Origin of the sequence: Wolbachia endosymbiont (group B) of Eucosma cana (assembly GCF_947250645.1) — a bacterium.
Classification (GTDB): domain Bacteria; phylum Pseudomonadota; class Alphaproteobacteria; order Rickettsiales; family Anaplasmataceae; genus Wolbachia.
In genome coordinates this window covers 1,289,881-1,310,970 of sequence record NZ_OX366334.1, presented here as the reverse complement: position 1 = coordinate 1,310,970, position 21,090 = coordinate 1,289,881, and the positions used below count along the sequence as shown (strand labels likewise).

Genomic DNA, 21,090 nt, shown 5'->3' with positions numbered 1-21,090 from the left:
TAATTTAAATACTATAGATTAATCAACAGAAATTTGCACTTTTTGCTTAGCCTTTGCTATACAGTTAAGAAGGAACAGAGTTTTCAATTTCGGAAATACTATCTTCAGTGGAGTTAGGATCCTCAATTTTCGCTACTGAAACCACCTTTTCTCTACTCTCTGTTTTAAACAGAGTGACTCCTTGAGTGCTACGTCCTGTAATTCTGATATCATTTACTGAAATACGAATTAACTTTCCTTTATCTGTAATAAGCATGATATTATCACCCTGCTCAACTGGAAAGCTAGCAACAACATTGCCATTTCTGCTAGTAGTAAGGATATTTGTAATACCAACACCACCTCTATTTGTTACCCTATACTTGTACGCAGAAGTTCTTTTACCAAAGCCATTTTCAGTAATAGTTAATATGAACTCCTCATTCATTGCAAGTTTTAAGAACAGTTTGTTATCTATTTCTAAATCATTCAAAGTTTTTTCTAATTTAGAATCAATTGAGTTGTTGGTTACAGCTTCCATCCTTTTTGCAAGTGGAACTTTTAAGTAAAGTTCTTTTATTTCTATTGCAATACCTATGCCGTTTAGTATGGTCATGGATATCACACTGTCATTTTTTGCAAGTTTGATACCTCTTACGCCATCTGAATTACGACTCTTAAATTGACGCACATCGCTTACAACAAATCTGATGCTTTTTCCAAGTGTTGTTGAAAGTAGAACATGATCAATTTCGCTACATACTTTAACTGATATTAACCTGTCCCCTTCGTCGAGCTTTATTGCTATTTTTCCATTGCTTGGAATATAGTGAAAATCTGCTAAGGAGTTACGCCTTATGTTCCCATGAGCAGTAACAAAAACTATATTTTGATTTTCGTCATTCTCACTTGGAAGCGGCATGATGTTAGTTATAGTTTCACCATCGCTAAGCGGGAATATATTAACAAGCGCTCTTCCACGTGCAGTTGGCTCTGCAAGAGGCAGTTTATAAACTTTTAATCTGTAAACTCGACCAGTATTAGAAAAGAATAAAAGGCTAGTATGAGTATTTCCAACAAATAATTTTGTGATTACGTCCTCCTCTTTTAATCCCTGTCCTAGCTTTCCTTTTCCACCACGATGTTGGGTTCTATAGTGAGAGAGCTTCACACGTTTGATGTAACCATTCATAGTTACGGTCACTACCATATCTTCTTGTGGAATTAGATCTTCAGCTTCAATGTCCATGTCTGATTCTTCTATTGAAGTTCTTCGAGGTACGGCAAATCTATTCTTTATTTCTTGTAAATTGTTTTTTATTTCTTGCATCAATTTCTCTTCTGAGCCAAGAAAAGCAATATATTCTTTTATCAGGCTAAGCATTGAATTTAACTCATTTTCTAATTTGCTTTTTTCAAGGCCTGTTAAGCGTTGCAATTTCATGTCAAGAATAGCTTTTGTTTGCAGCTCAGTTAATCTATATACTCCATCTTTCAAAAAGCTCACACTGTCTGAGATTAGTTCAATAATCGTGTTTATTTCAGCTGAGGTTTTCCATTCCTTGTTTAAAAGCTCTCTGCTTGCTTCTTCAGGATCTTTTGCACCACGGATGATTTTTATCACTTCATCTATGCTGAGGACCGCAATGTAGAGCCCTATGTATATATGAGCTTTTTCCCTCGTTTTTCTTAAACGAAATTCTGTTCTCCTGATTAATACTTCTTTTCTAAAATCAATGAAAGCAGCTATGATTTCTTTCAATGACATCAAAGCAGGCCTGTTATTGTTGAGGACTAAAGTATTAACACTAAAACTACTTCTTAGTGGAGTTAGTCCCAATATTTGATTAAGTATAAAACTTGCTTCAGCATTTCTTCTGAGGTCAATTACTACTCTAATACCAGACTTATCAGACTCATCCCTAATTTCTGTTATGCCATCAATTCTTTTTTCTTTTACAAGCTCACCTATCTTCTCAATTAATTTTACTTTATTTACCTGGTAAGGTATTTCATCAATCACTATTGCTTGCCTATCTTGTGGCAGGTCTTCCATGTGAGTCTTGCCTTGCACAACAATTGATCCACGACCCGTTGCAAATGCTGATCTTATTCCAGACCTTCCAAGAATCGTTCCTCCAGTTGGGAAATCCGGTCCTGGCATCACTTCAAGTAACTCATCCAAAGTAACTTCAGGATTATCTATATATAACATACAAGCATCTATTATTTCTCCAAGGTTGTGAGAAGGAATATTGGTTGCCATACCAACTGCAACACCGCTTGCACCATTTACCAATAGATTCGGAAATTCTGCAGGCAGTACAACAGGCTCTGTTTCATTTCCATCGTAGTTTGATCTGAAGTCAACTGTATCTTCATCAATATCATTCAGTAAAAAATGCGATACTCTGTGGAGCCTTGCTTCTGTATATCGCATTGAAGCTGGTGGATCTCCATCTATTGAACCAAAGTTACCTTGCCCATCGATAAGCGGTAAAAGAAGAGAAAAATCTTGAGCCATCCTGACCAAAGAATCGTAAATGGCTGCATCACCATGTGGGTGATATTTTCCCATTACATCCCCGACTATACGAGCTGCTTTTTTATACGGTTTACCGGCATCGAACCCAGCCCTCGACATTGCGTATAATATGCGCCTATGAACAGGTTTAAATCCATCTCGCACATCAGGTATAGCTCGACTTATGATCACACTCATTGCATAGGAGAGATAAGAATCTTCTAGCTCTTTCACTATTGAAACTGGTACTATGTTGTCTTGCATTTTCTATACTTTGATTGAAATAATTGTAATATTAATATTCAACTAGGCTAATGGGCAATGACAGACTTGAACTGCCGACCTCCTCGGTGTAAACGAGATGCTCTACCAGCTGAGCTAATTGCCCCTCTAGATATAATTCTATAGTTCAATGTTGTTGTTGTAAACAAAAATAGCGATACAAGCAACTCTTATGGAATCGCTGGGTGCGCACTATGGAGTTGTATAAATTTTAGTCTTGCTGCTACCTTGTATAAAGGTATTCTTTCACTTGCATTTTTTGACATGTTCAACAACTTTGAATAACATGCTGTGGCATTTTTAAAATCTGAGAGCTTATCTAGAATAACAGCTAAATTATAGGTATAAAAAATATTGTTTTGATCTAAAGAAATTGCTGCTTTCATATATTCTTTAGCTTTTACGTAATCCCCTTTTTTCATATAGATCAAACCTAAATTTGCTGATAAAGGGGCGCTATTTCTGAGTGTATCATACAATTTCAACATTTCACTCAATGCTAAATTAGGATCATATTGTGAGATTATCGTCAGAAAGTTCTTTAATACATAAGGGTTGCTAGGATATTCTTTTAACAGTCTTGTGTAAATCTCTACAGCTTTTTTAAATTCTTTGTTAGCGTAATAGATATTCCCTAGTCCAATTAAAGCACTTTCATGATAAGGAAATTTTGCGATAATCTGATTGAGGAGAGAAGTAGCTGTTTCACTATCTCCTAACTCAAAGGAATCTTTTGCTTTTTTTAAAATAGAGTATATGTCAAAATTCTTGCCAGAATTCTGCGAAATTTTGATATTAAATTTGTCACTTTTTCTCTCGATAACATCAAGATCTTTATATTTTTTATCAGCTTTTATATGCTTGACAACACTATCAAAGACCTTCTGTATCTCCAAATTTTCACTAGCATAGGTAACAGAAGACCTCCATAAAATCACAACGCAAATTAACATGCAGACAAACATAGATCCTAGTGTTGTGGCATTGGCTGCAGCGCGTAACCAGTAAATCTTATTTCTTTGAACTATACGCAACACATTACAAATTCATAAATGCTACATTACTTATCTAATATAATAATAAAGATATTATTAATTGGCAGATACTATTTAGAATGAGTTAAAAGAGCACTTCTACACATTCCATATGGTTGCCAATTACACTCCTCACATGCGTAGTCAAATTTCTCTAAAGACATTTTCTTTCTAATTCTTTTTACTGCTTCATTCCAGGTTAAAATCTCTCCTATTTTCATTCCTAAAATTTCCATATGCCTTCTATCTAGCTCTAAAACTTTAGCTTGTGTGGTACATTTACCTTGTTTAGTCTGGTTTGGGCAAACACTGCAAATAGTGTCAAGATTATCAACTACTTCGATTTTAGTATTAGGATCATTAATTACTTTACTTGCTATCTTTTTGTAATTTTCTACAAAACCCTGAGAATACCCATATCCTTGAAATGCAAGAGTGCACATGAAATGATGAGGACGAAATTTTATCATTTTTTCAAATATTGCAAAGCTGCTACAAGTAGAAAAATTTTTACCAAACCAGGAAGGATAAATGGTAAAACACCTACCATTATTGCTCGTTCCAGACCAAAGTAAACAGAAAGCCAACTAACACCACAAATAAAGATTACAGCTGTACCGGCCAGACAACTTAAAGAATTACACACAAATGATTTATATTTAGAGTTCAGTAATTCATTTACTTTGTTCATTACCATAACAGCAGCTAAACAGCCAATTAAATATCCACCTGTTGGTCCAAGAAAAATGTGATAACCACTAGAAAAATTCGCAAAAACAGGAAATCCTGCTGCACCAAGTGATAGATATGTAAGCACAGAATAGAATGCTGTTCTGCGGTTAAATTTAAGCCCAATGAGCATTACTCCTAAAGTTTGCAATGTGATAGGCACAGGCTGCAACGGTACGCTTATTTGAGCCATCAAGAATAAAAGTAAAACGCAAGACAATATTTCAACCAGTGTTGACCTACTGCTTGATTGTGTTATAAACATATCTTCCCAATAGAAATAACTTACTAAATGTAATATATGTGTGTAAGAGGTTTTGCAATTTAAATTTTGCTCATATTGCGCTACAATGAATTATTTATGCACTATTTAAAAATGATGAGTAAACAAGATCTATTATCGTTGATGAAAGCAAGACACAGTGGACGTTCATACGATCCTACAAAAGCAATATCTCAAAAAGAAATGGATATTTTAATAGAAGCTGTAAGGCTAACACCCTCGTGTTTTGGTGATGAACCTTGGCGATATGTGATATGCAACAAACAGAACAATCAAAGCGCATGGAAAAAATTGTTCGATTGCCTTGATGAATCTAATCAAAAGTGGGCAAAAGATGCACAAGTGTTAATCATATCTTTAAGTGCTAAAAACTTCCGAAAGCCAGACAAAGGGGGAAATTTTTGGGCTAAGCATGATACTGGTGCAGCAAATTACGCACTTATGCTACAGGCTACAGCTATAGGCTTAATGGCTCATCAGATGGGCGGATTTGACAAAGACAAAATAATAGAGAGGTTCAATGTACCTGATGATTTTAATCTAATGTCAGTGATAGCGGTTGGTTACGAGGAAGAAGGTGCCGAAGTTAAAGAAAAGAACAGAAAGCCAATAGAAGAAATATTTTTTTATGACGAATGGCCAGCGAGCTGACTTGACCATTCTTTTTTTAATATCTTAAAAATTGGATTATCTGGCAAATAATTTTTTTTCATCCTACCCTCTTCAATTGCTTGCCAATCTTTCCATGAAAGCTTTTTACTTCCCAATTCATAATCCATTCCATCCCACATATCTTCTCGAAAGCCATAAACAGCAAAGTGCCAATTATATTCATTAAAAATAGAAGTAAGATCTCGAAAATAGTGCTCTAATCCTTTTGAACAGCGATGTCCGCCAAACTCTCCAGCAAGGATCTGATAATCTGGTATATTATACTTCTCTTGGAAAATTTTTACAGGTTCTATATATAATTTTAACTTATCTTTATTCCAATACTCTACTTTTTTTCCATCAAAAGATTGAACATGTCCAGGGTAGGCAAAGTTATCCTGGTTTAATTTTAAATTTGTATAAGCAAAGGGCTCATACATGTGAAAAGAATAAAGAATATTAGAATCATCAACTGGTTTGAATTTATCAAAAGTATTAGAGTCAGCATAACTGCTGCTATCAAGTATTATTGGGGTCTCTGAGTCAACTTGGCGGACACTGTTTACCACGCTGCTATAAAAGCCAAATAGATTCTTCTGAACTTTGCTTTGTTCTACGTTATAAATAGCCGAATCTGCAGTATTATAAAGCCTTTCTGGATGTGGTTCATTTAAGATATTATATCCAACAATAGCAGGATGATCTTTAAGCTCTTTCGCAAGATCTTGCCAAAATTTTGCTGCTTGTTTTTGAAAAGCTTGATCTGACCATAAACGTAAATCATCTTTATCGTTATTATTTTGCTTCCATCTAGATCCAGGTAAGCTAAGCATCGTTAACACTACTGGTATTTTTTGTTGATGAAAAGCATCTAAAACATCTTTCAGAACTTTCAGGTCTTTGGGAATTAGGCCCTGATAACTGTCTGCATTACCTAAGAGGAAGTCACGTTGCGTAGTTTCAAATTTGTCAGGAGCAAGACGAATAAAACCAATTTTGTATTCCTTTGCTGCTTTGATTAAGTCACTATCAACTTTTCTATTGAAAACATTTGCTCCCTTTCTAACTCCAGTTTGCCAAAAGAGCATTTTGCTGTTCTCCGGTATTGACTTAGCACTCACATTACAGAAAACTATAGAATACAAAACAGCTGTAATTAGAAGAAAAATTTTCACTTATATAATTTTGCTATAATGGTAAGTAACCTAACAGACAAGATCCCGTTTGTAAAGATGCATGGTACTGGCAATAGTTTTGTTATCATAGACTCACGTTCAACAAATAATTTAGACTGGAATTATAGACAAATTGCTGATCAAGGCAGTTGTGATCAAGTGATAATTATAACAATGTCTAATGCTGCAAACTGCTTTATGCATATCTACAATGCTGACGGTAGTCGAGCTGAAATGTGTGGAAACGCAGCACGCTGTGTTGGATATTTGATAATGTTAGAAAAAGGTACTGAATATATCACTATTGAGCTGATAAATAATCGTATCTTAGAATGTTTTAAAGTAGGTGATAAATCAATAAAGGTCAATATGGGTAAACCACTGCTTAAATGGAATGAAATTCCTCTTTCTTGTGAATGCGATCCCCTTTATCTACCTATAGAGCTTGAAATGCTGAAAGAGCCAGTTGCAGTAAATATTGGTAACCCTCATATAGTTTTTTTTGTTGATAACATAAGCGAAATACCATTGCAGAATTTAGGACCAAAGCTAGAAAATCACGAATTATTTCCTCAGAAAACAAATGTTAGTATTGCACAAATAGAAAAATCTGGAGAAATAAACTTAAGAGTTTGGGAAAGAGGAACAGGTATTACTGCTTCATGTGGTAGTGCGGCTTGTGCAGCATTTGTTGCATCTATACTTCGTAAGTGTTTGGCTACTAAACAAACTTCAGTGCATTTACCAGGAGGTCAGTTACTGATTGAGTGGTCAAAAAATATACTGATGACTGGGGATATAGGGTTTTTATGACCTAGGCTAGGCACTGACACTCATTACTTCTAACACCTTTTTACCAATCACAGCAGGGGTTTCTGCAATTGCAATTCCAGCACTGCGCATAACCTCTAACTTTGCACCAGCACTTCCGCCACTAGAGGAGATAATAGCCCCAGCGTGCCCCATACGTCTTCCTGGAGGTGCTGTTTGACCTGCTACAAAACCAACGATTGGCTTTTTAGTTTTTTCTGTTTTCACAAAATGTGATACATCCTCTTCTTCGTTTCCACCTATTTCACCAATAACTACAATACCATGAGTATCGTCATCTTTTAAAAAGAGCTCCATACAGTCAACAAACGTCATACCATGAACAGGATCCCCTCCAATTCCTATACATGTTGACTGACCAAGACCAACAGCGGTTGTTTGTGCTACCGCTTCATAAGTTAAAGTTCCAGAACGAGACATAATTCCTATATGTCCACGTCTGTGAATATGTCCTGGCATAATTCCTATTTTGCATTCTTCGGGTGTAATAACCCCTGGACAGTTTGGGCCAATCAATCGACTGTTTGAACCAGCGAGAGCGTGCTTTACCTTTACCATGTCAAGTATAGGAATGCCCTCTGTGATGCAAACTATTAATTCTATCTCTGCATCTATTGCCTCAAGTATTGCATCAGCTGCAAATTTAGCAGGTACATATATTACCGTAGCATTCGCATCAGTTTTTTCTCTAGCTTCTGCTACGGTATTAAAAACTGGTAAATTAAGGTGAGTGCTTCCACCCTTGCTAGGAGTTACACCGCCAACCATTTTGGTTCCATAGCTAATTGCTTGTTCTGAATGAAATGTACCTTGTGCACCAGTAAAGCCCTGGCATATTAATCTTGTATCTTTATTTACTAAAACAGACATACTCTACTTCACCTCTTGTACTATTTTCTGTGCAGCCTCGTCAAGTTCGTCTGCAGCAATAATATTTAGCCCTGACTCTTCTAAAATTCTTTTTCCTTCTTTAAAGTTAGTGCCTGATAATCTAACCACTAAAGGGACCTTAATATCTATTTCTTTTGCAGCTTCAACTATTCCATTTGCAATGATATCACAACGCATTATACCGCCAAATATATTAACCAAAATTCCTTGTACATTACTATCAGATAATATAATTTTAAATGCTTCAGTGACAGTTTCCTTACTTGCTCCACCACCAACATCTAGAAAGTTAGCAGGCTCTGCTCCATAGTACTTTATTATATCCATTGTTGCCATAGCAAGACCTGCACCGTTCACCATGCAACCAATATTGCCATCCATTTTGATGTAACTAAGTCCATGTTTTGAAGCTTCTATCTCTTCTTTAACTTCTTCATCATAATCACGAAGCTGCACGATTTCTGGATGACGATATAAAGCGTTGTCATCAAAATTAATTTTAGCATCAAGTGCAACAAAATCCCCGGAATTTGTTTCAACTAGTGGGTTAATTTCTATTTGGCTTGCATCAGTTGTAATAAACGCATCATATATATTTTTTGCAATATTTGTTATTCTTTCTATTTGTTCTGAATTCAAATTAAAATTATTGGCAAGTTTACTGTTATCAAGATTTGTAAAACCAGTAGCAGGGTCAATATCAAATTTCACAATTTTTGTAGGAGAATTTTTTGCCACTTCTTCAATATCCATTCCACCTTCTGAGGAAAATATAAATACTAACCTACTGAGCTTTGGATCAACTACTAGACTCAAATAGTACTCTTTTTTAATGCTTGAACCTTCTTCAATGTATACTTTCTTTACCTGCTGTCCACTAGGCCCTGTTTGATGAGTAACTAAAGTTATGCCAAGCATGTCCTTTACAAGTTGTTGAGCTTCTTTAGTTGACTTTGCTAGCTTTACGCCACCAGCCTTACCCCTACCACCTGCATGAATCTGAGCTTTAACCACAAACACGTCAGATTTTAGTTGATTTATTTGAGTTTCTACTCCTTCTGCAGATGTAGCAACAAAACCCTTTGGTACCGGGACATTAAACTTGTGTAAAATTTCCTTTGCTTGATATTCGTGAATATTCATAAGATAACTAATTATTAACCTTAGTAAAAACTACCAACCATAACGCTGTCTTCTGCATTCTTGCTGATATCTCTTTTTCCTTGCTTCAGCTTTTTTTTTAGCTGTTTTCTCTGATTTCTTTTCGTGATATTTTTTTTTCATTTTGAGCCCTCTTCCTTCCTTTTGAATTATTTTTTTCAACAGTGGAAGAGCTCTATCTACATCACCATAATGGACTGATACTTCAATCAAACTCTATACCTCCTTCGGTAATCACTTCAAAATCCATTTATAAATTAGAAAATTAACATTGTCAATTATTTTATAAACTTGAGCGATAGAATATGATATGCAGTGATTTATATGAAAAAAGCTTCATTCTGCTGTCAATCATTTACTTGCTGATAAAAATTGCTCTTAGGTTACAGTGCTCTTGTAATTTTTCTAATCTCGGGGCGGAGAGATTTGAACTCCCGACCCTTTGGTCCCAAACCAAATGCGCTACCAGGCTGCGCTACGCCCCGACTTCTTTACTAAGAGTATCGATAGTTCGGAAAAATGCAAGTTTCATTTATTTCTTTTAGGAAAAATATAATGCAGATTTCTTTATATAGAGTGTCAAGTTGCACTAGCCATATTAAAAAATCTAGCTATACCAATTGGTGAAGGTTAATGCAGCAACTACAGCAGTATCAACTCTCAAAATTCTTTTTCCTAGACTCAGTTTCTGACAAAATTTATTGGCAGAATCAAGTTCGCAAGATGAAAAACCACCTTCGGGGCCAACAATAATAGCAACGTTTTTCTTGCCTTTTAGAACTTTGTTAGGAGGTTTTCCTTCACCTGTTTCATCACACAAAACAAAATTTTTATTCTGAGAATCGGGTAATTCATAAAAATCAATGGGAAGCAAAATCTCTGGTATACATACTGTAATTGCTATTGAATGATGGAGAGACATACTCCATTATTTTAGCACGAAGTAACAAATTCAATGAATTAGTTCTTCAAGAATAATTTAAACTTTTACAGTAGGAGTAGTCTCATGAAACATTATAGCGGGTTAGATGTCTCACTCAAAGAAACTTTTATTAGTATCATTGATGAGAAAGGAAAAATTGTTAAAGAAGGGGTTGTTGCAAGTGAAAGCAGTGCAATAGCTGAGTTTCTGCTTGGTCAAAACAAAAAATACGAGTCCATAGGAATAGAAAGCGGGCAATTATCAATATCGATGGCAAAGAGTTGAGGAATCTTGGATTACCAGTAACTTGTGTAGATGCAAGGCATATGGCAGCAGCATTATCTGCGAGAATCAATAAGAATGATAAAAATGATGCAAGAGGCATAGCACAAATGATGAGAGTTGGGCTATTTAAGGAGGTATTAGTAAAATCAGACGAAGCTTGTCAGGTTAAAATAATACTTGGAAGCAGAAGACAATTAATACGTTGCAGAGAGCAAATTGCGGGAACAATAAGGGGATTACTGAAAATATACGGGATAAAAGTTAATCAACGTCTTAGTTCTGCAAACTTTGCTTTAAAAGTGCAAGAAATGGTTAATAATCTAGATGAAATTAGCCAAACCTCAATTGAATCATTAGTACATAGTTTAGAAATAATAGAAGAATCAACAAGAAAACTTGATAAAATGCTCTCAGAACAAAGCAAAAAAGATGAGGATTGTAAATTATTAACTACTGTTCCAGGAGTTGGTATTATAGTAGCAATGACATATAAAGCTGCAATAGATGATCTGCATAGGTTTGAAACATCTTATACAGTTGGAGCCTATATGGGATTAAGTCCAAGACAGTACGCTTCTGGTGAGATTGATCGACACGGAAGTATATCAAAAATGGGACCAGTGGACTGTAGGAATATGTTATATGAAGCCGCGCAGGTCTTACTGGTAAAATGTAAAAGGACATTTAAATTAAGAAGCTGGGGATTGAAGCTTAAAAAGAAAAAGGGCATGAAAAAAGCAATTGTTGCAGTAGCAAGAAAATTAGCCGTGATTATGCACAAGATGCTAATCGATAGAAAAGAGTTTTGCTATCAATAAACACTAAAGAAGTATAAAACGATAATTTTACTGAAAGTAAAGATAGCAATGCCGATGGAAGGGATAAGCAAGAGGATAAGTTGAAGCATAGACTTCGTGGCGTACATGTTGCCGTCCACTTCCGCCTAACAAGTATAGTGCGGCTTGGCTACAATATAAATTAGCCATATTAGACCGCGGAGAGAACAATGGAAGCATGCTACTTTTAACTTATGTAAAATCATTAAGACTATAGAGGAAAAGAATGATACCTTAGTTTTTATAAGCTTAATGAATATGTGGATAAATACTTTAAGTTTGTGTGGACGTATTTATCCACATATTCATTGGCTACATAGTTTAAAAGAGATTAATTGGAAATTAGTGTTGATGTTTTTATTGCCAATAAAACCTCTTTTGATTGAATAAGATAATACAATAATAAATAAAAGGTTGTATTAGAGCTGAATTTTACATCAAAAAATATTTTTCATGATACAAAAAATTATTGTTGACTTTTATGCAATTAGAGAACTTATCCACAGCTACATCAATTAAGAGACTTTAGATTAGGGGTTATAACTTCTTTATTTCTCCATAATTAAATTTGTTTGTGAACGCAAATCTGAATCAAATACTAGATTAAAACTGTCAGCACGCTTTTGATCTTCTGCAATTTCTTGGTCAATTTCCTCAGCGTCATAGCCTAGTTCTGAAACTACTTCTGATCGACTCTTAAAACCATTTCTTACTGCCATCTGCTGTGCTTGCTGGTCTTTTAGTGGGTCTACCCAATCAAATCCCTGTGGTATCCATTTTACTTCTTTTAATGTCTGCTCATCGTTTGCAAAAATTTTCCCAGATAAAAGTGCAAGTTCAATCCATCTATTCCATATAGGCCTACAAAATTGGAATACCATGATATTATGTTGTAACATAGAGCAACGACGACGAAACTCTATCAATCCTGCCCTAATAGATGAATAATTGACATTGGTTAAATCCCCTGTAAGCTGTTCGTAGGTAATTCCTATACCAATAGCAATTGCTCTAAGCTGCTGTCTCATAAAGGCCTCATAGCTTCCACCAACATCAGATGGTTCTGAAAATTTAATATCCTCACCTGGATCTAAAAGTTGCATAGTTCCTGGTTCAAGTCCTGATAACGCAACTCCATGCTCATTTGATTCACTCTCTCCCATAATATTTGCTTCAGGATCAAGTCGTGTAATAAATCCCGCAAACATTGCCGCAGTTTTCTTTCTAATACCAATTCCCGTTACACGGGAAACAGATAGACAATAATGGAAGAAAAGCCATAATGAAATAAGTGAAATAGTTTAGGTATAAATGGCACTCAGATCAAAATTATTGGATGAAGAAGTAGTAAAATCAGCAAAAGAGATGCTGAAGAAAGTAAGGAATAATGCATATGTTTCAAAAAAACTAAACGCTGTAATTGCAGCAAAAAAGTACAGTATAACGTCTGTAGCAAAAATATATTGCATTTCAAGAAAGGCACTAACTTCGTGGATAAAACTCTTGAAATTTGGCAGAGAAGAAAAACTGTTTGCTCCTCGATCACGCCGAAGAAAAACTAAATTAAATCAGGCTCAACTACAGCAAATTGAAGCATGGATAGAAGAAAACCCTAATATTACCATTAAAGAAATGAGAATAAGAATACAGGAAAAGTTCGACTTAAATATTAGCAAATCTACAGTACACCGCCATATGCAAAAGATGAAATTTTCATATATTACACCAAGACCAGTACACAACGTACAAGATAAAAGTAAACAAGAGGAATTCAAAAAAAAATCTCAATGAAGTTATTGGAAAGTATCCTGAAAAAGAGCTATTTTTCTTTGATGAATCAAGGTTTGGCACACATTCGAAAGTTGGGCATGGATGGTTTAAAAAAGGTACTAGAACTCGGGTTAAAATAAAGTTAGGTAGGCATAATTTTTATCTCTACAGTGCAGTTAATCCTAAAAATGGAGAGAGTTTTAGCTTATTTGCACCAAATGTTAACACTGATTGCATGAATATATTTCTTGAGCAAATGTTGCAATATCTAGGGACAAGAGAAGCTGTTCTTGTTATGGACTGTGCTAGTTGGCATAAGTCAAAAAATTTAAAGGTACCTAAAAACATTGAGATTATATACCTACCTCCATATTCACCTGAACTTAATCCTGTTGAGAGGCTTTGGTTATATATAAAACAGAACATTTTGCGCAATAAAATATACAGTACTATTGCTTTGCTTGAGAGCACTTTATGCAAATTTCTTACCTCTCTTGCTACTTCTACAATTAAACAACTCTGCTCTGTTTCCTATTTGACTCCACAACAATGAGAATTGGTATTACCAACAAAAACTTAGCATAACTTTCATGCTCAAAAAATTCCTGAATTCCAACATCAAGTGCTGGAATGATACCGTCATACCTGTTGGAATATGGATGTAGCCTTACCTCACACTCCTGTCATCCCAGTATCTTTATTTTTCATTCAAGTAGCTGACACTGGGATCCAGGAAATTTGATTGGATATTAAGTTTATGAGCATAGAAGCAGCTAATTTTATGTTAAAACACAACATTTTTGATGAGGCTGTATTAAGAGATGGATCCCAGTGTCAGCTACTTGAATGACACCTTTGCTATCTTCAAAAATGAATGCTCGTACAGCTGTGTGTCAGCTACTTACATAACGCCTCTCTAAAATTACTTTAGTTACAAATATTAAGAAATTTACTAAACGAAGAAAAAAGGCAAAAGAATCCCCGTGTGACGAGTTTTAATAATTTAAATTGATAATGTGATAACAAGCGTGTTTTGGCTGAAGTAGAAAAAATTTAAAAAACATGCAGCCGCTATAATTTTTGTGTAATTTGCCAATAAATATCTGAATTTTGTCATTGAGCCTGCAGGTCAAAAACAAGGATAAATACTCTTAGTATCATAGTAAAGGGAATGACGAAATTTGTAAAGTAGTTTTTACTCAAATGACGCCCAGGCAAAAACTATATGGTTATGCAAAAACCTATTTTTAAAACTGTTAATGTAATATAGAAAAAACCTCACCTTCATTAATAATAGATTACTTACCAATCGGATAATCACCAGTGAAACAAGCATCGCAATATTGCGGTGTAGCGTTGTTACGTTTTTCTTCTTTAACAGCCCTGTATAGTCCATTAATACTCAAGAAGGCTAGGCTATCTATTCCTATAACTTCCTTAATTTCCTCTACAGATTTATTTGCAGCAATTAAATCTTTGCACTCTGGCGTATCTATTCCATAAAAACAAGAATGCTTAATTGGTGGGCTTGAAATTTTGAGGTGAATCTCTTTTACTCCTGCATCCTTTAGCATAACTATTATGTTTGTTAACGTACTACCACGCACTATACTATCATCTATTAAAATTATGTTTTTGCCTTTCAAAGTGTGCTTATTAGCATTGAATTTTAATTTTATTCTAACTTTACGTACTTCAGCGGTGGGTTGTATAAAAGTTCTTCCTATGTAATGATTACGAATTATCCCCAGTTCCATAGGTAATCCTGAATGCTTTGCATATCCAATAGCTGCAGGTATTCCAGAATCAGGTATTGGTACAACCATATCTACATTGTTTTTTGGTGGGCTCTCTTCTGCAAGTATTCTTCCTATTTCTTTTCTTATATCATATATGGACCTATTCTCCATTATGCTGTCTGGTCTCGAAAAGTAAACGTATTCAAAAATACAAAAACTTGATTTTTGCTGTGGGAAAGGAAACATTGAGGCTAGCTTACTATCCGAACTGATGGTAACTAATTCGCCTGGTTCTATTTCTCTAACAAACTCTGCATTTATTATATCAAGAGCACAAGTTTCAGATGTAAGAACGTAAGAACCGTTTAACTTTCCTAAAACAAGAGGCCTGATTCCAGATGGATCACGTACTCCAATAACTACTTCTTGATTGATTGCCACAAAAGAATAAGCACCTTGTATTTGCTTTAATGCATATATAAAACTCTCTAAAAAGCTATCTTTTTCACCGCTTGCTGTCAGATGCACTACTACTTCTGTATCAATATCTGACTGAAAAACGCACTCTTGTTTGATTAATTGTTCGCGTATCGGAGAAATATTAATTAAATTACCATTATGTGCTATGGCAAAATCCCCAAATTTGCCACTTTTGCCAAACATGGGCTGCACTCCAAATTTACTACCACTTGTTGAGTATCGAACATGACCTATTGCACAATCTCCAGGTAAGGATTTCTTTATTTCATCTATATCATCAAATACACTGCTCACTTGACCTTGAAAGTGATAAGAGTGCAGCTTATCGTTGTTACTGGTTACTACGCCAAAAGACTCTTGACCTCTATGCTGCAAAGCGTGGAGAGCAAGTATAGAGTTAAAGGCAGCACTTTGGTTACAACTTATGCCAAATACCCCACACTCCTCATGTACTTCATCAAGCATGAAAAATATTAAATAAAGCCTGATTGTACTTTAGTAGAGGCAAAGTACAAGAATTTTATTTGTTAATCCCTTTCAAAGTTGAAGCTTTCTACGGTAGTTTTGATGTATACCAGAAAGTAGGTTATACGCAATTAACCAATTTTGAGATTTTCGACAATTTTTTAGCACTGAAGAGAAAAAGATATTTTTATTGACTTATCTATGTATTAAAGTAATCACTAAAAAGTTTTAGTGGTTATGGTATATAATATGTCTAATACCAATTCCCGTTACACGGGAAACAGATAGACAATAATGGAAGAAAAGCCATAATGAAATAAGTGAAATAGTTTAGGTATAAATGGCACTCAGATCAAAATTATTGGATGAAGAAGTAGTAAAATCAGCAAAAGAGATGCTGAAGAAAGTAAGGAATAATGCATATGTTTCAAAAAAACTAAACGCTGTAATTGCAGCAAAAAAGTACAGTATAACGTCTGTAGCAAAAATATATTGCATTTCAAGAAAGGCACTAACTTCGTGGATAAAACTCTTGAAATTTGGCAGAGAAGAAAAACTGTTTGCTCCTCGATCACGCCGAAGAAAAACTAAATTAAATCAGGCTCAACTACAGCAAATTGAAGCATGGATAGAAGAAAACCCTAATATTACCATTAAAGAAATGAGAATAAGAATACAGGAAAAGTTCGACTTAAATATTAGCAAATCTACAGTACACCGCCATATGCAAAAGATGAAATTTTCATATATTACACCAAGACCAGTACACAACGTACAAGATAAAAGTAAACAAGAGGAATTCAAAAAAAAATCTCAATGAAGTTATTGGAAAGTATCCTGAAAAAGAGCTATTTTTCTTTGATGAATCAAGGTTTGGCACACATTCGAAAGTTGGGCATGGATGGTTTAAAAAAGGTACTAGAACTCGGGTTAAAATAAAGTTAGGTAGGCATAATTTTTATCTCTACAGTGCAGTTAATCCTAAAAATGGAGAGAGTTTTAGCTTATTTGCACCAAATGTTAACACTGATTGCATGAATATATTTCTTGAGCAAATGTTGCAATATCTAGGGACAAGAGAAGCTGTTCTTGTTATGGACTGTGCTAGTTGGCATAAGTCAAAAAATTTAAAGGTACCTAAAAACATTGAGATTATATACCTACCTCCATATTCACCTGAACTTAATCCTGTTGAGAGGCTTTGGTTATATATAAAACAGAACATTTTGCGCAATAAAATATACAGTACTATTGCTTTGCTTGAGAGCACTTTATGCAAATTTCTTACCTCTCTTGCTACTTCTACAATTAAACAACTCTGCTCTGTTTCCTATTTGACTCCACAACAATGAGAATTGGTATAAGCAAGTAGGTAAACAAGGTGAAAGTAATCTTATTTTAGAGCCTGAACAGTTCTCTAACAGCTTCTTCAATAGTCAACAGAGTAGTTCATCAAATCCAAAATTACCGACTATAAGTCGTAAAGATAGGCATATGGATTTAACCAAGAAAAGGTACGCAAAAAACAAAGATGTTGCAGAATATCTAAGGAGTTATGACTTTGTTAAAAGAGCAGAGGAATTGTCAATAATTTATCTTTTTGAGCGAGACCCATCTTCTACGAAATTGCAAATACCATTGACTACAGATGAACAAATTCTAGTTAAAAAATTTTGTGATGAGATGATAAAAGGTATAACAGAACACGATGAGCAAGAAAGCGTTTTAAAGTACATGGAATGCATAATAGAGGATTATTTAAATCAAGGAATAAGATTAAACTCATATTACGGTAAGGATAATAAGACTGTAACAAATTTTATATTTGAAAAAATGGAAGAATTAATTAATCGCTTTCATGCAAATCCACACAATTCAACTACAAAAAATATTATACAAAAGATCACTCGTAATTTAGTGTTAAAAGGTGGGGTAGAAAAAGGATTATCTTTTTACAGCGATATTGAAGGCGGATATTACGGCTCTAATTATTTAAACGATCTTAACGAACAATGTAAGAGTAAGAAAAAAATGCTAGAGGGTCTAGCATATGAAGGTATTGTGAAAGAAAATAACAAGCAAATTGATAAATATGATCTTGAAGTAGAAGTAGATAATAAATATTTTTATATTAAGTATCCACAAGGTAGTATTGTTGAAACTGCAAGAACTTTAAATAATGAAAAAGCTAAGGATTTAGAAGTTGGCATATTTCAGATTGAGGAAAGTATAGTAAAAGTTGAAATTACAGAAGATGGAAAAAGAAATTACACAGATATCTTAAAAGGTGGTATTGAAATATTTTTTACTACTAAAATAGGAGAGATTAGTATTTATCTACGGAAAGATGGTAACAAAATGGTAGTAGAAATTGATGAGAAAAGCAAAATAAGGTTTAGCAAGTTAGAAAACAAATCAAGCTTTGGAGGGAATTGTCTTATACAGGGGAAAAGTGTTTTAGAAGTTATGGGCAAGAGTTTTGAAAATATTCCTGAGGAGTTAACTCAGACTATTAAAAACGTTCCATCTACTAGTCTTATGCAAACATGTTTACAACAACAAGAAAACTCTAGTAGGGAATTAAATTAATGTATTTTTAGGATAAGAATTAAGAAGTTAATTATAAACATCCATACGCATTCGATTGGAGTAGAGGATATGGGGCAGCAATTAGCACAAGGACTAAAGGCAAATATGGTTGTCAAATAGTGATTGATTAAATCAATTTAGAGAAGTAAATAGCAGCTTTGCAGCTTGTTTTTATGAACAAAGATAAAACGTTGTAGCCAAGTGCGCTTTCAGCATTGTGCTGAATTGCAATATCTCTGTGTTCTAACTCCTCATCACGAAACTTACTTATAGTTTCTCTTAATTCCCCATCTTCTAAATGTAAGACCTGCTTCTTGTAATGCTCTCCGATCACCTCTTCAACTGCAGCAGTGCAAGCCATAGCAGCTTTTTTACCCATCATAGCAGTTACAACACCAAATGACACCCCTAAAACATTCCAAACTGGCAACAAAACAGTAGGACGAACTCTTTGCTCCTTGATTTTCTCATTAAAATAGTGGAAATGTTTTTTTTCCTGCTCCTCCATTTCAATTATTTTGTCAATTATGGAAGATTTTTTAAGAATAAATTTTTGACCGGAATAAATGCAAATGGCTCCATATTCGCCAGCATGATTTACTCTAATTGCTTGTTCTAAAAAATTTCCTTTCAATTTTTTTATATTGCTTTCCAATGTCTCCTCCCTTTATTTCTGCATTAGTACTACTATAAACCAACATATTATAGAGTAAATAAAATTCCATGCGTACATTGCACAAACATTGTGATTACAGGAACTCAAGCAGCTATAGCAACGGCAAGAGTTACTTGACGGACTCCTCCATTCTCCTTAAAATAAGGGTGAAGATATATTATTTATCTTCAGTCTGTGCAGATAAAGCGACAAAAAGCTCAATATACTTGATGTTTAATTTTTTGCACTATGTGCACTCTATGTCTTTATAAAACTTTTACCCACATAAGCTAAAATGCGCTTATCAAAGGATTTAACACAATGAAAAACGCCAATTAAAAAAATAGGTAGTAGCTGATAGATTTTCTTTTGCCTTTTTCTCTGTTTAGTAGATTTTTTAATATTTAATTCAATTAGCCGGTACTAAGATGATAACGAGTAGTAAGCTAAACATCCGTGTAGTTATTGGTATTATCAAGATATTCCCTAATCTTCTTCAAATCTTCCCAAGCTAAGCGTTTTTGTGCTGGTTGACGAAGTAGATAGGCTGGATGAAATATAGCGGCTGTAGTAATTGAATGAGATAAATATTGGTTAGTATAAGTATGAAATCTGCCACGCAAGTTCGATATAGTCTTTGTGTTATCAAGAAGGCTATAACATGCAATTCCTCCGACAAAAATCAGAATTTGCGGTAAAATAAGAGCAATGTGCTTCTCAACAAATGGTCTGCACATATCAAGCTCTAGGTCAGTTGGTTTTCTATTACCTGGTGGACGCCAAAACACCGCGTTGCTTATGTACACCTTAGTGCGGTCCAAACTAATTGCACTGAGCATCTTATCAAGCAGCATTCCGCTTGCACCACAAAATGGTATGCCTTTAAGGTCTTCATTTGCTCCTGGTGCTTCACCAACAAGCATGATTTTTGCATTTGGATTACCATCGGAAAAAACAGTATTAGTTGCAGTTTTTTTTATTTCACAACCCTCAAATGACTTAACTGCACTTCTTAGTTCATCTACACTACCACATTCACTTGCAAGTTTCCTTGCTTCAATGATCCAGTCACTTGGGAACATGGCTTTTTTCTGCTCGATGACAGAAGACTGTACAGCTCTCTCATTTTCCATTTTTTTTTCCTCTTCACTTTCAGTTAGTGTGCAATCAACTCCCACTTCATGATAGAACTTCAACAATTCTAGATCTTCATTGCTCATAGTGTCTCTTAACCTTTTGTGCTTTTTTCATAGCCAAATCATACTTCAACTTAGATAAATGTCTAATGTATAATATACCATTTAAGTGATCCAATTCATGCTGAATACACCTTGCAAGCCAACCACTAGCTTTTAGCGTCTGTTCTTCGTTATTTAAGTTTTTATATTTTACAGTTAAATATTTTGGACGCTTGATTTCATGGCTTTGCTCCGGAATTGAAAGACATCCTTCGCTCATAATCACTTGTTCATCGGATAATTCCTTAACTTCAGGATTAATCATGCAAAACTTACCAACTGAATCATATCCTACTAACTCATCTCCAGCCTTTTCTGTCTGAACGTCCATGACAAAAATTCTCTTCAGCACTCCAACTTGTACTGCAGCAAGACCAAGACCTTCTGCATCGTACATAGTTTCGAACATGTCGTTTACTAATTCTTTAATTTTATCGGTTATATCTGTTACTTCACTGGCGCGTGTAGTTAATCTTTCGTCAGGGGCAATTACAATTGGTAACTTAGACATAAAAATTGTAATTCTGTGTTTTATTTTTCTTTTTGTCTAGGTATATTAAAATGTTGCTAC

Annotated in this window: 19 protein-coding genes, 2 tRNA genes and 2 pseudogenes; 7 read left to right on the top strand and 16 right to left on the bottom strand. The window is 34.7% G+C overall.

Features of this window, described 5'->3' with window-relative positions; translation table 11 throughout:
- Positions 1 to 64: 64 nt before the first annotated feature.
- The 5 genes from gyrA to OOK99_RS06440 form a co-directional block, all read right to left on the bottom strand.
- A complete protein-coding gene (gene gyrA, locus OOK99_RS06460; RefSeq protein ID WP_264719762.1) occupies positions 65 to 2,767 on the bottom strand; it encodes a DNA topoisomerase (ATP-hydrolyzing) subunit A in 2,703 nt (900 codons plus the stop codon).
- A 51-nt stretch (positions 2,768 to 2,818) separates the two neighbouring features.
- Positions 2,819 to 2,891: transfer RNA gene (locus OOK99_RS06455), tRNA-Val, on the bottom strand.
- Between the two features lie 64 nt (positions 2,892 to 2,955).
- Positions 2,956 to 3,822 carry a tetratricopeptide repeat protein gene (locus OOK99_RS06450; protein WP_010403952.1) on the bottom strand — a complete coding sequence of 289 codons (867 nt, stop codon included), beginning with the start codon at positions 3,820 to 3,822 and terminating at the stop codon, positions 2,956 to 2,958.
- Between the two features lie 68 nt (positions 3,823 to 3,890).
- Complete coding sequence (locus OOK99_RS06445) at positions 3,891 to 4,289, bottom strand: DUF1284 domain-containing protein (RefSeq protein WP_007302343.1); 399 nt, start codon at positions 4,287 to 4,289, stop codon at positions 3,891 to 3,893.
- Positions 4,286 to 4,813 (bottom strand): biotin transporter BioY, encoded by a 528-nt coding sequence (locus OOK99_RS06440; protein ID WP_264336415.1) that lies wholly within the window; start codon positions 4,811 to 4,813, stop codon positions 4,286 to 4,288. The genes OOK99_RS06445 and OOK99_RS06440 overlap by 4 nt, the downstream gene beginning before the upstream one ends.
- A gap of 96 nt (positions 4,814 to 4,909) precedes the next feature.
- Between OOK99_RS06440 and OOK99_RS06435 the strand changes: the two genes are divergently transcribed.
- On the top strand, positions 4,910 to 5,482 hold the full coding sequence (locus OOK99_RS06435; protein WP_264719760.1) for a nitroreductase family protein: 573 nt from the start codon (positions 4,910 to 4,912) through the stop codon (positions 5,480 to 5,482).
- On the opposite strand, the gene OOK99_RS06430 is transcribed toward OOK99_RS06435, so the two are convergent.
- On the bottom strand, positions 5,458 to 6,657 hold the full coding sequence (locus OOK99_RS06430; protein ID WP_264719759.1) for a glycoside hydrolase family 5 protein: 1,200 nt from the start codon (positions 6,655 to 6,657) through the stop codon (positions 5,458 to 5,460). The two genes, OOK99_RS06435 and OOK99_RS06430, sit on opposite strands and share 25 nt — an antisense overlap.
- A gap of 18 nt (positions 6,658 to 6,675) precedes the next feature.
- Here OOK99_RS06430 and dapF point away from each other — a divergent pair, with 18 nt between their 5' ends.
- On the top strand, positions 6,676 to 7,470 hold the full coding sequence (dapF, locus tag OOK99_RS06425) for a diaminopimelate epimerase (RefSeq protein ID WP_264719758.1): 795 nt from the start codon (positions 6,676 to 6,678) through the stop codon (positions 7,468 to 7,470).
- Between the two features lie 6 nt (positions 7,471 to 7,476).
- On the opposite strand, the gene sucD is transcribed toward dapF, so the two are convergent.
- The 5 genes and pseudogenes from sucD to OOK99_RS06400 form a co-directional block, all read right to left on the bottom strand.
- A complete protein-coding gene (gene sucD / locus OOK99_RS06420) occupies positions 7,477 to 8,358 on the bottom strand; it encodes a succinate--CoA ligase subunit alpha (protein WP_063630884.1) in 882 nt (293 codons plus the stop codon).
- A gap of 3 nt (positions 8,359 to 8,361) precedes the next feature.
- Entirely contained in the window at positions 8,362 to 9,522 is a 1,161-nt protein-coding gene (gene sucC / locus OOK99_RS06415; protein ID WP_264719757.1) for an ADP-forming succinate--CoA ligase subunit beta, read from the bottom strand.
- 30 nt (positions 9,523 to 9,552) lie between these two features.
- Entirely contained in the window at positions 9,553 to 9,753 is a 201-nt protein-coding gene (gene rpsU / locus OOK99_RS06410) for a 30S ribosomal protein S21 (RefSeq protein ID WP_264719756.1), read from the bottom strand.
- Between the two features lie 198 nt (positions 9,754 to 9,951).
- Positions 9,952 to 10,025, bottom strand: a tRNA-Pro gene (locus tag OOK99_RS06405).
- Between the two features lie 122 nt (positions 10,026 to 10,147).
- Positions 10,148 to 10,426: pseudogene (locus OOK99_RS06400) on the bottom strand (RsmE family RNA methyltransferase); the annotation flags it as partial.
- 120 nt (positions 10,427 to 10,546) lie between these two features.
- Between OOK99_RS06400 and OOK99_RS06395 the strand changes: the two are divergent.
- A complete protein-coding gene (locus OOK99_RS06395; protein ID WP_264719755.1) occupies positions 10,547 to 10,747 on the top strand; it encodes a hypothetical protein in 201 nt (66 codons plus the stop codon).
- Entirely contained in the window at positions 10,744 to 11,565 is an 822-nt protein-coding gene (locus tag OOK99_RS06390) for an IS110 family RNA-guided transposase (protein WP_264719754.1), read from the top strand. The genes OOK99_RS06395 and OOK99_RS06390 overlap by 4 nt, the downstream gene beginning before the upstream one ends.
- Before the next feature lie 566 nt (positions 11,566 to 12,131).
- Here OOK99_RS06390 and OOK99_RS06385 read toward each other — a convergent pair.
- Positions 12,132 to 12,812, bottom strand: a pseudogene (locus OOK99_RS06385) (phage portal protein); the annotation flags it as partial.
- Positions 12,813 to 12,894: 82 nt separating this feature from the next.
- Here OOK99_RS06385 and OOK99_RS06380 point away from each other — a divergent pair.
- A protein-coding gene (locus tag OOK99_RS06380) for an IS630 family transposase (RefSeq protein WP_264719384.1) occupies positions 12,895 to 13,906 on the top strand; the annotation gives its coding sequence in 2 pieces (ribosomal slippage) (positions 12,895 to 13,356 and positions 13,358 to 13,906; 1,011 coding nt in all).
- 745 nt (positions 13,907 to 14,651) lie between these two features.
- Here the strand turns inward: OOK99_RS06380 and purF are convergent.
- Positions 14,652 to 16,037 (bottom strand): amidophosphoribosyltransferase, encoded by a 1,386-nt coding sequence (gene purF / locus OOK99_RS06375; RefSeq protein ID WP_264719753.1) that lies wholly within the window; start codon positions 16,035 to 16,037, stop codon positions 14,652 to 14,654.
- 340 nt (positions 16,038 to 16,377) lie between these two features.
- Between purF and OOK99_RS06370 the strand changes: the two genes are divergently transcribed.
- Positions 16,378 to 17,389, top strand: a protein-coding gene (locus OOK99_RS06370; RefSeq protein WP_264719384.1) for an IS630 family transposase whose coding sequence is annotated in 2 segments (ribosomal slippage) — positions 16,378 to 16,839 and positions 16,841 to 17,389 — 1,011 coding nt in all. Because the reading frame shifts where the segments join, the coding sequence is not laid out codon by codon here.
- A 142-nt stretch (positions 17,390 to 17,531) separates the two neighbouring features.
- Entirely contained in the window at positions 17,532 to 18,626 is a 1,095-nt protein-coding gene (locus OOK99_RS06365; RefSeq protein WP_264719752.1) for a hypothetical protein, read from the top strand.
- A 127-nt stretch (positions 18,627 to 18,753) separates the two neighbouring features.
- Here the strand turns inward: OOK99_RS06365 and OOK99_RS06360 are convergent, their stop codons facing one another.
- The 3 genes from OOK99_RS06360 to def form a co-directional block, all read right to left on the bottom strand.
- Positions 18,754 to 19,281, bottom strand: a complete 528-nt coding sequence (locus OOK99_RS06360; RefSeq protein ID WP_264719751.1) for a demethoxyubiquinone hydroxylase family protein — start codon at positions 19,279 to 19,281, stop codon at positions 18,754 to 18,756.
- Between the two features lie 446 nt (positions 19,282 to 19,727).
- A complete protein-coding gene (locus tag OOK99_RS06355) occupies positions 19,728 to 20,501 on the bottom strand; it encodes a uracil-DNA glycosylase (RefSeq protein ID WP_264330898.1) in 774 nt (257 codons plus the stop codon).
- Positions 20,491 to 21,030, bottom strand: coding sequence for a peptide deformylase (gene def, locus OOK99_RS06350; RefSeq protein WP_264330897.1), 540 nt, complete (start codon positions 21,028 to 21,030; stop codon positions 20,491 to 20,493). Before def ends, OOK99_RS06355 begins: the two co-directional genes overlap by 11 nt.
- Positions 21,031 to 21,090 lie beyond the last annotated feature (60 nt).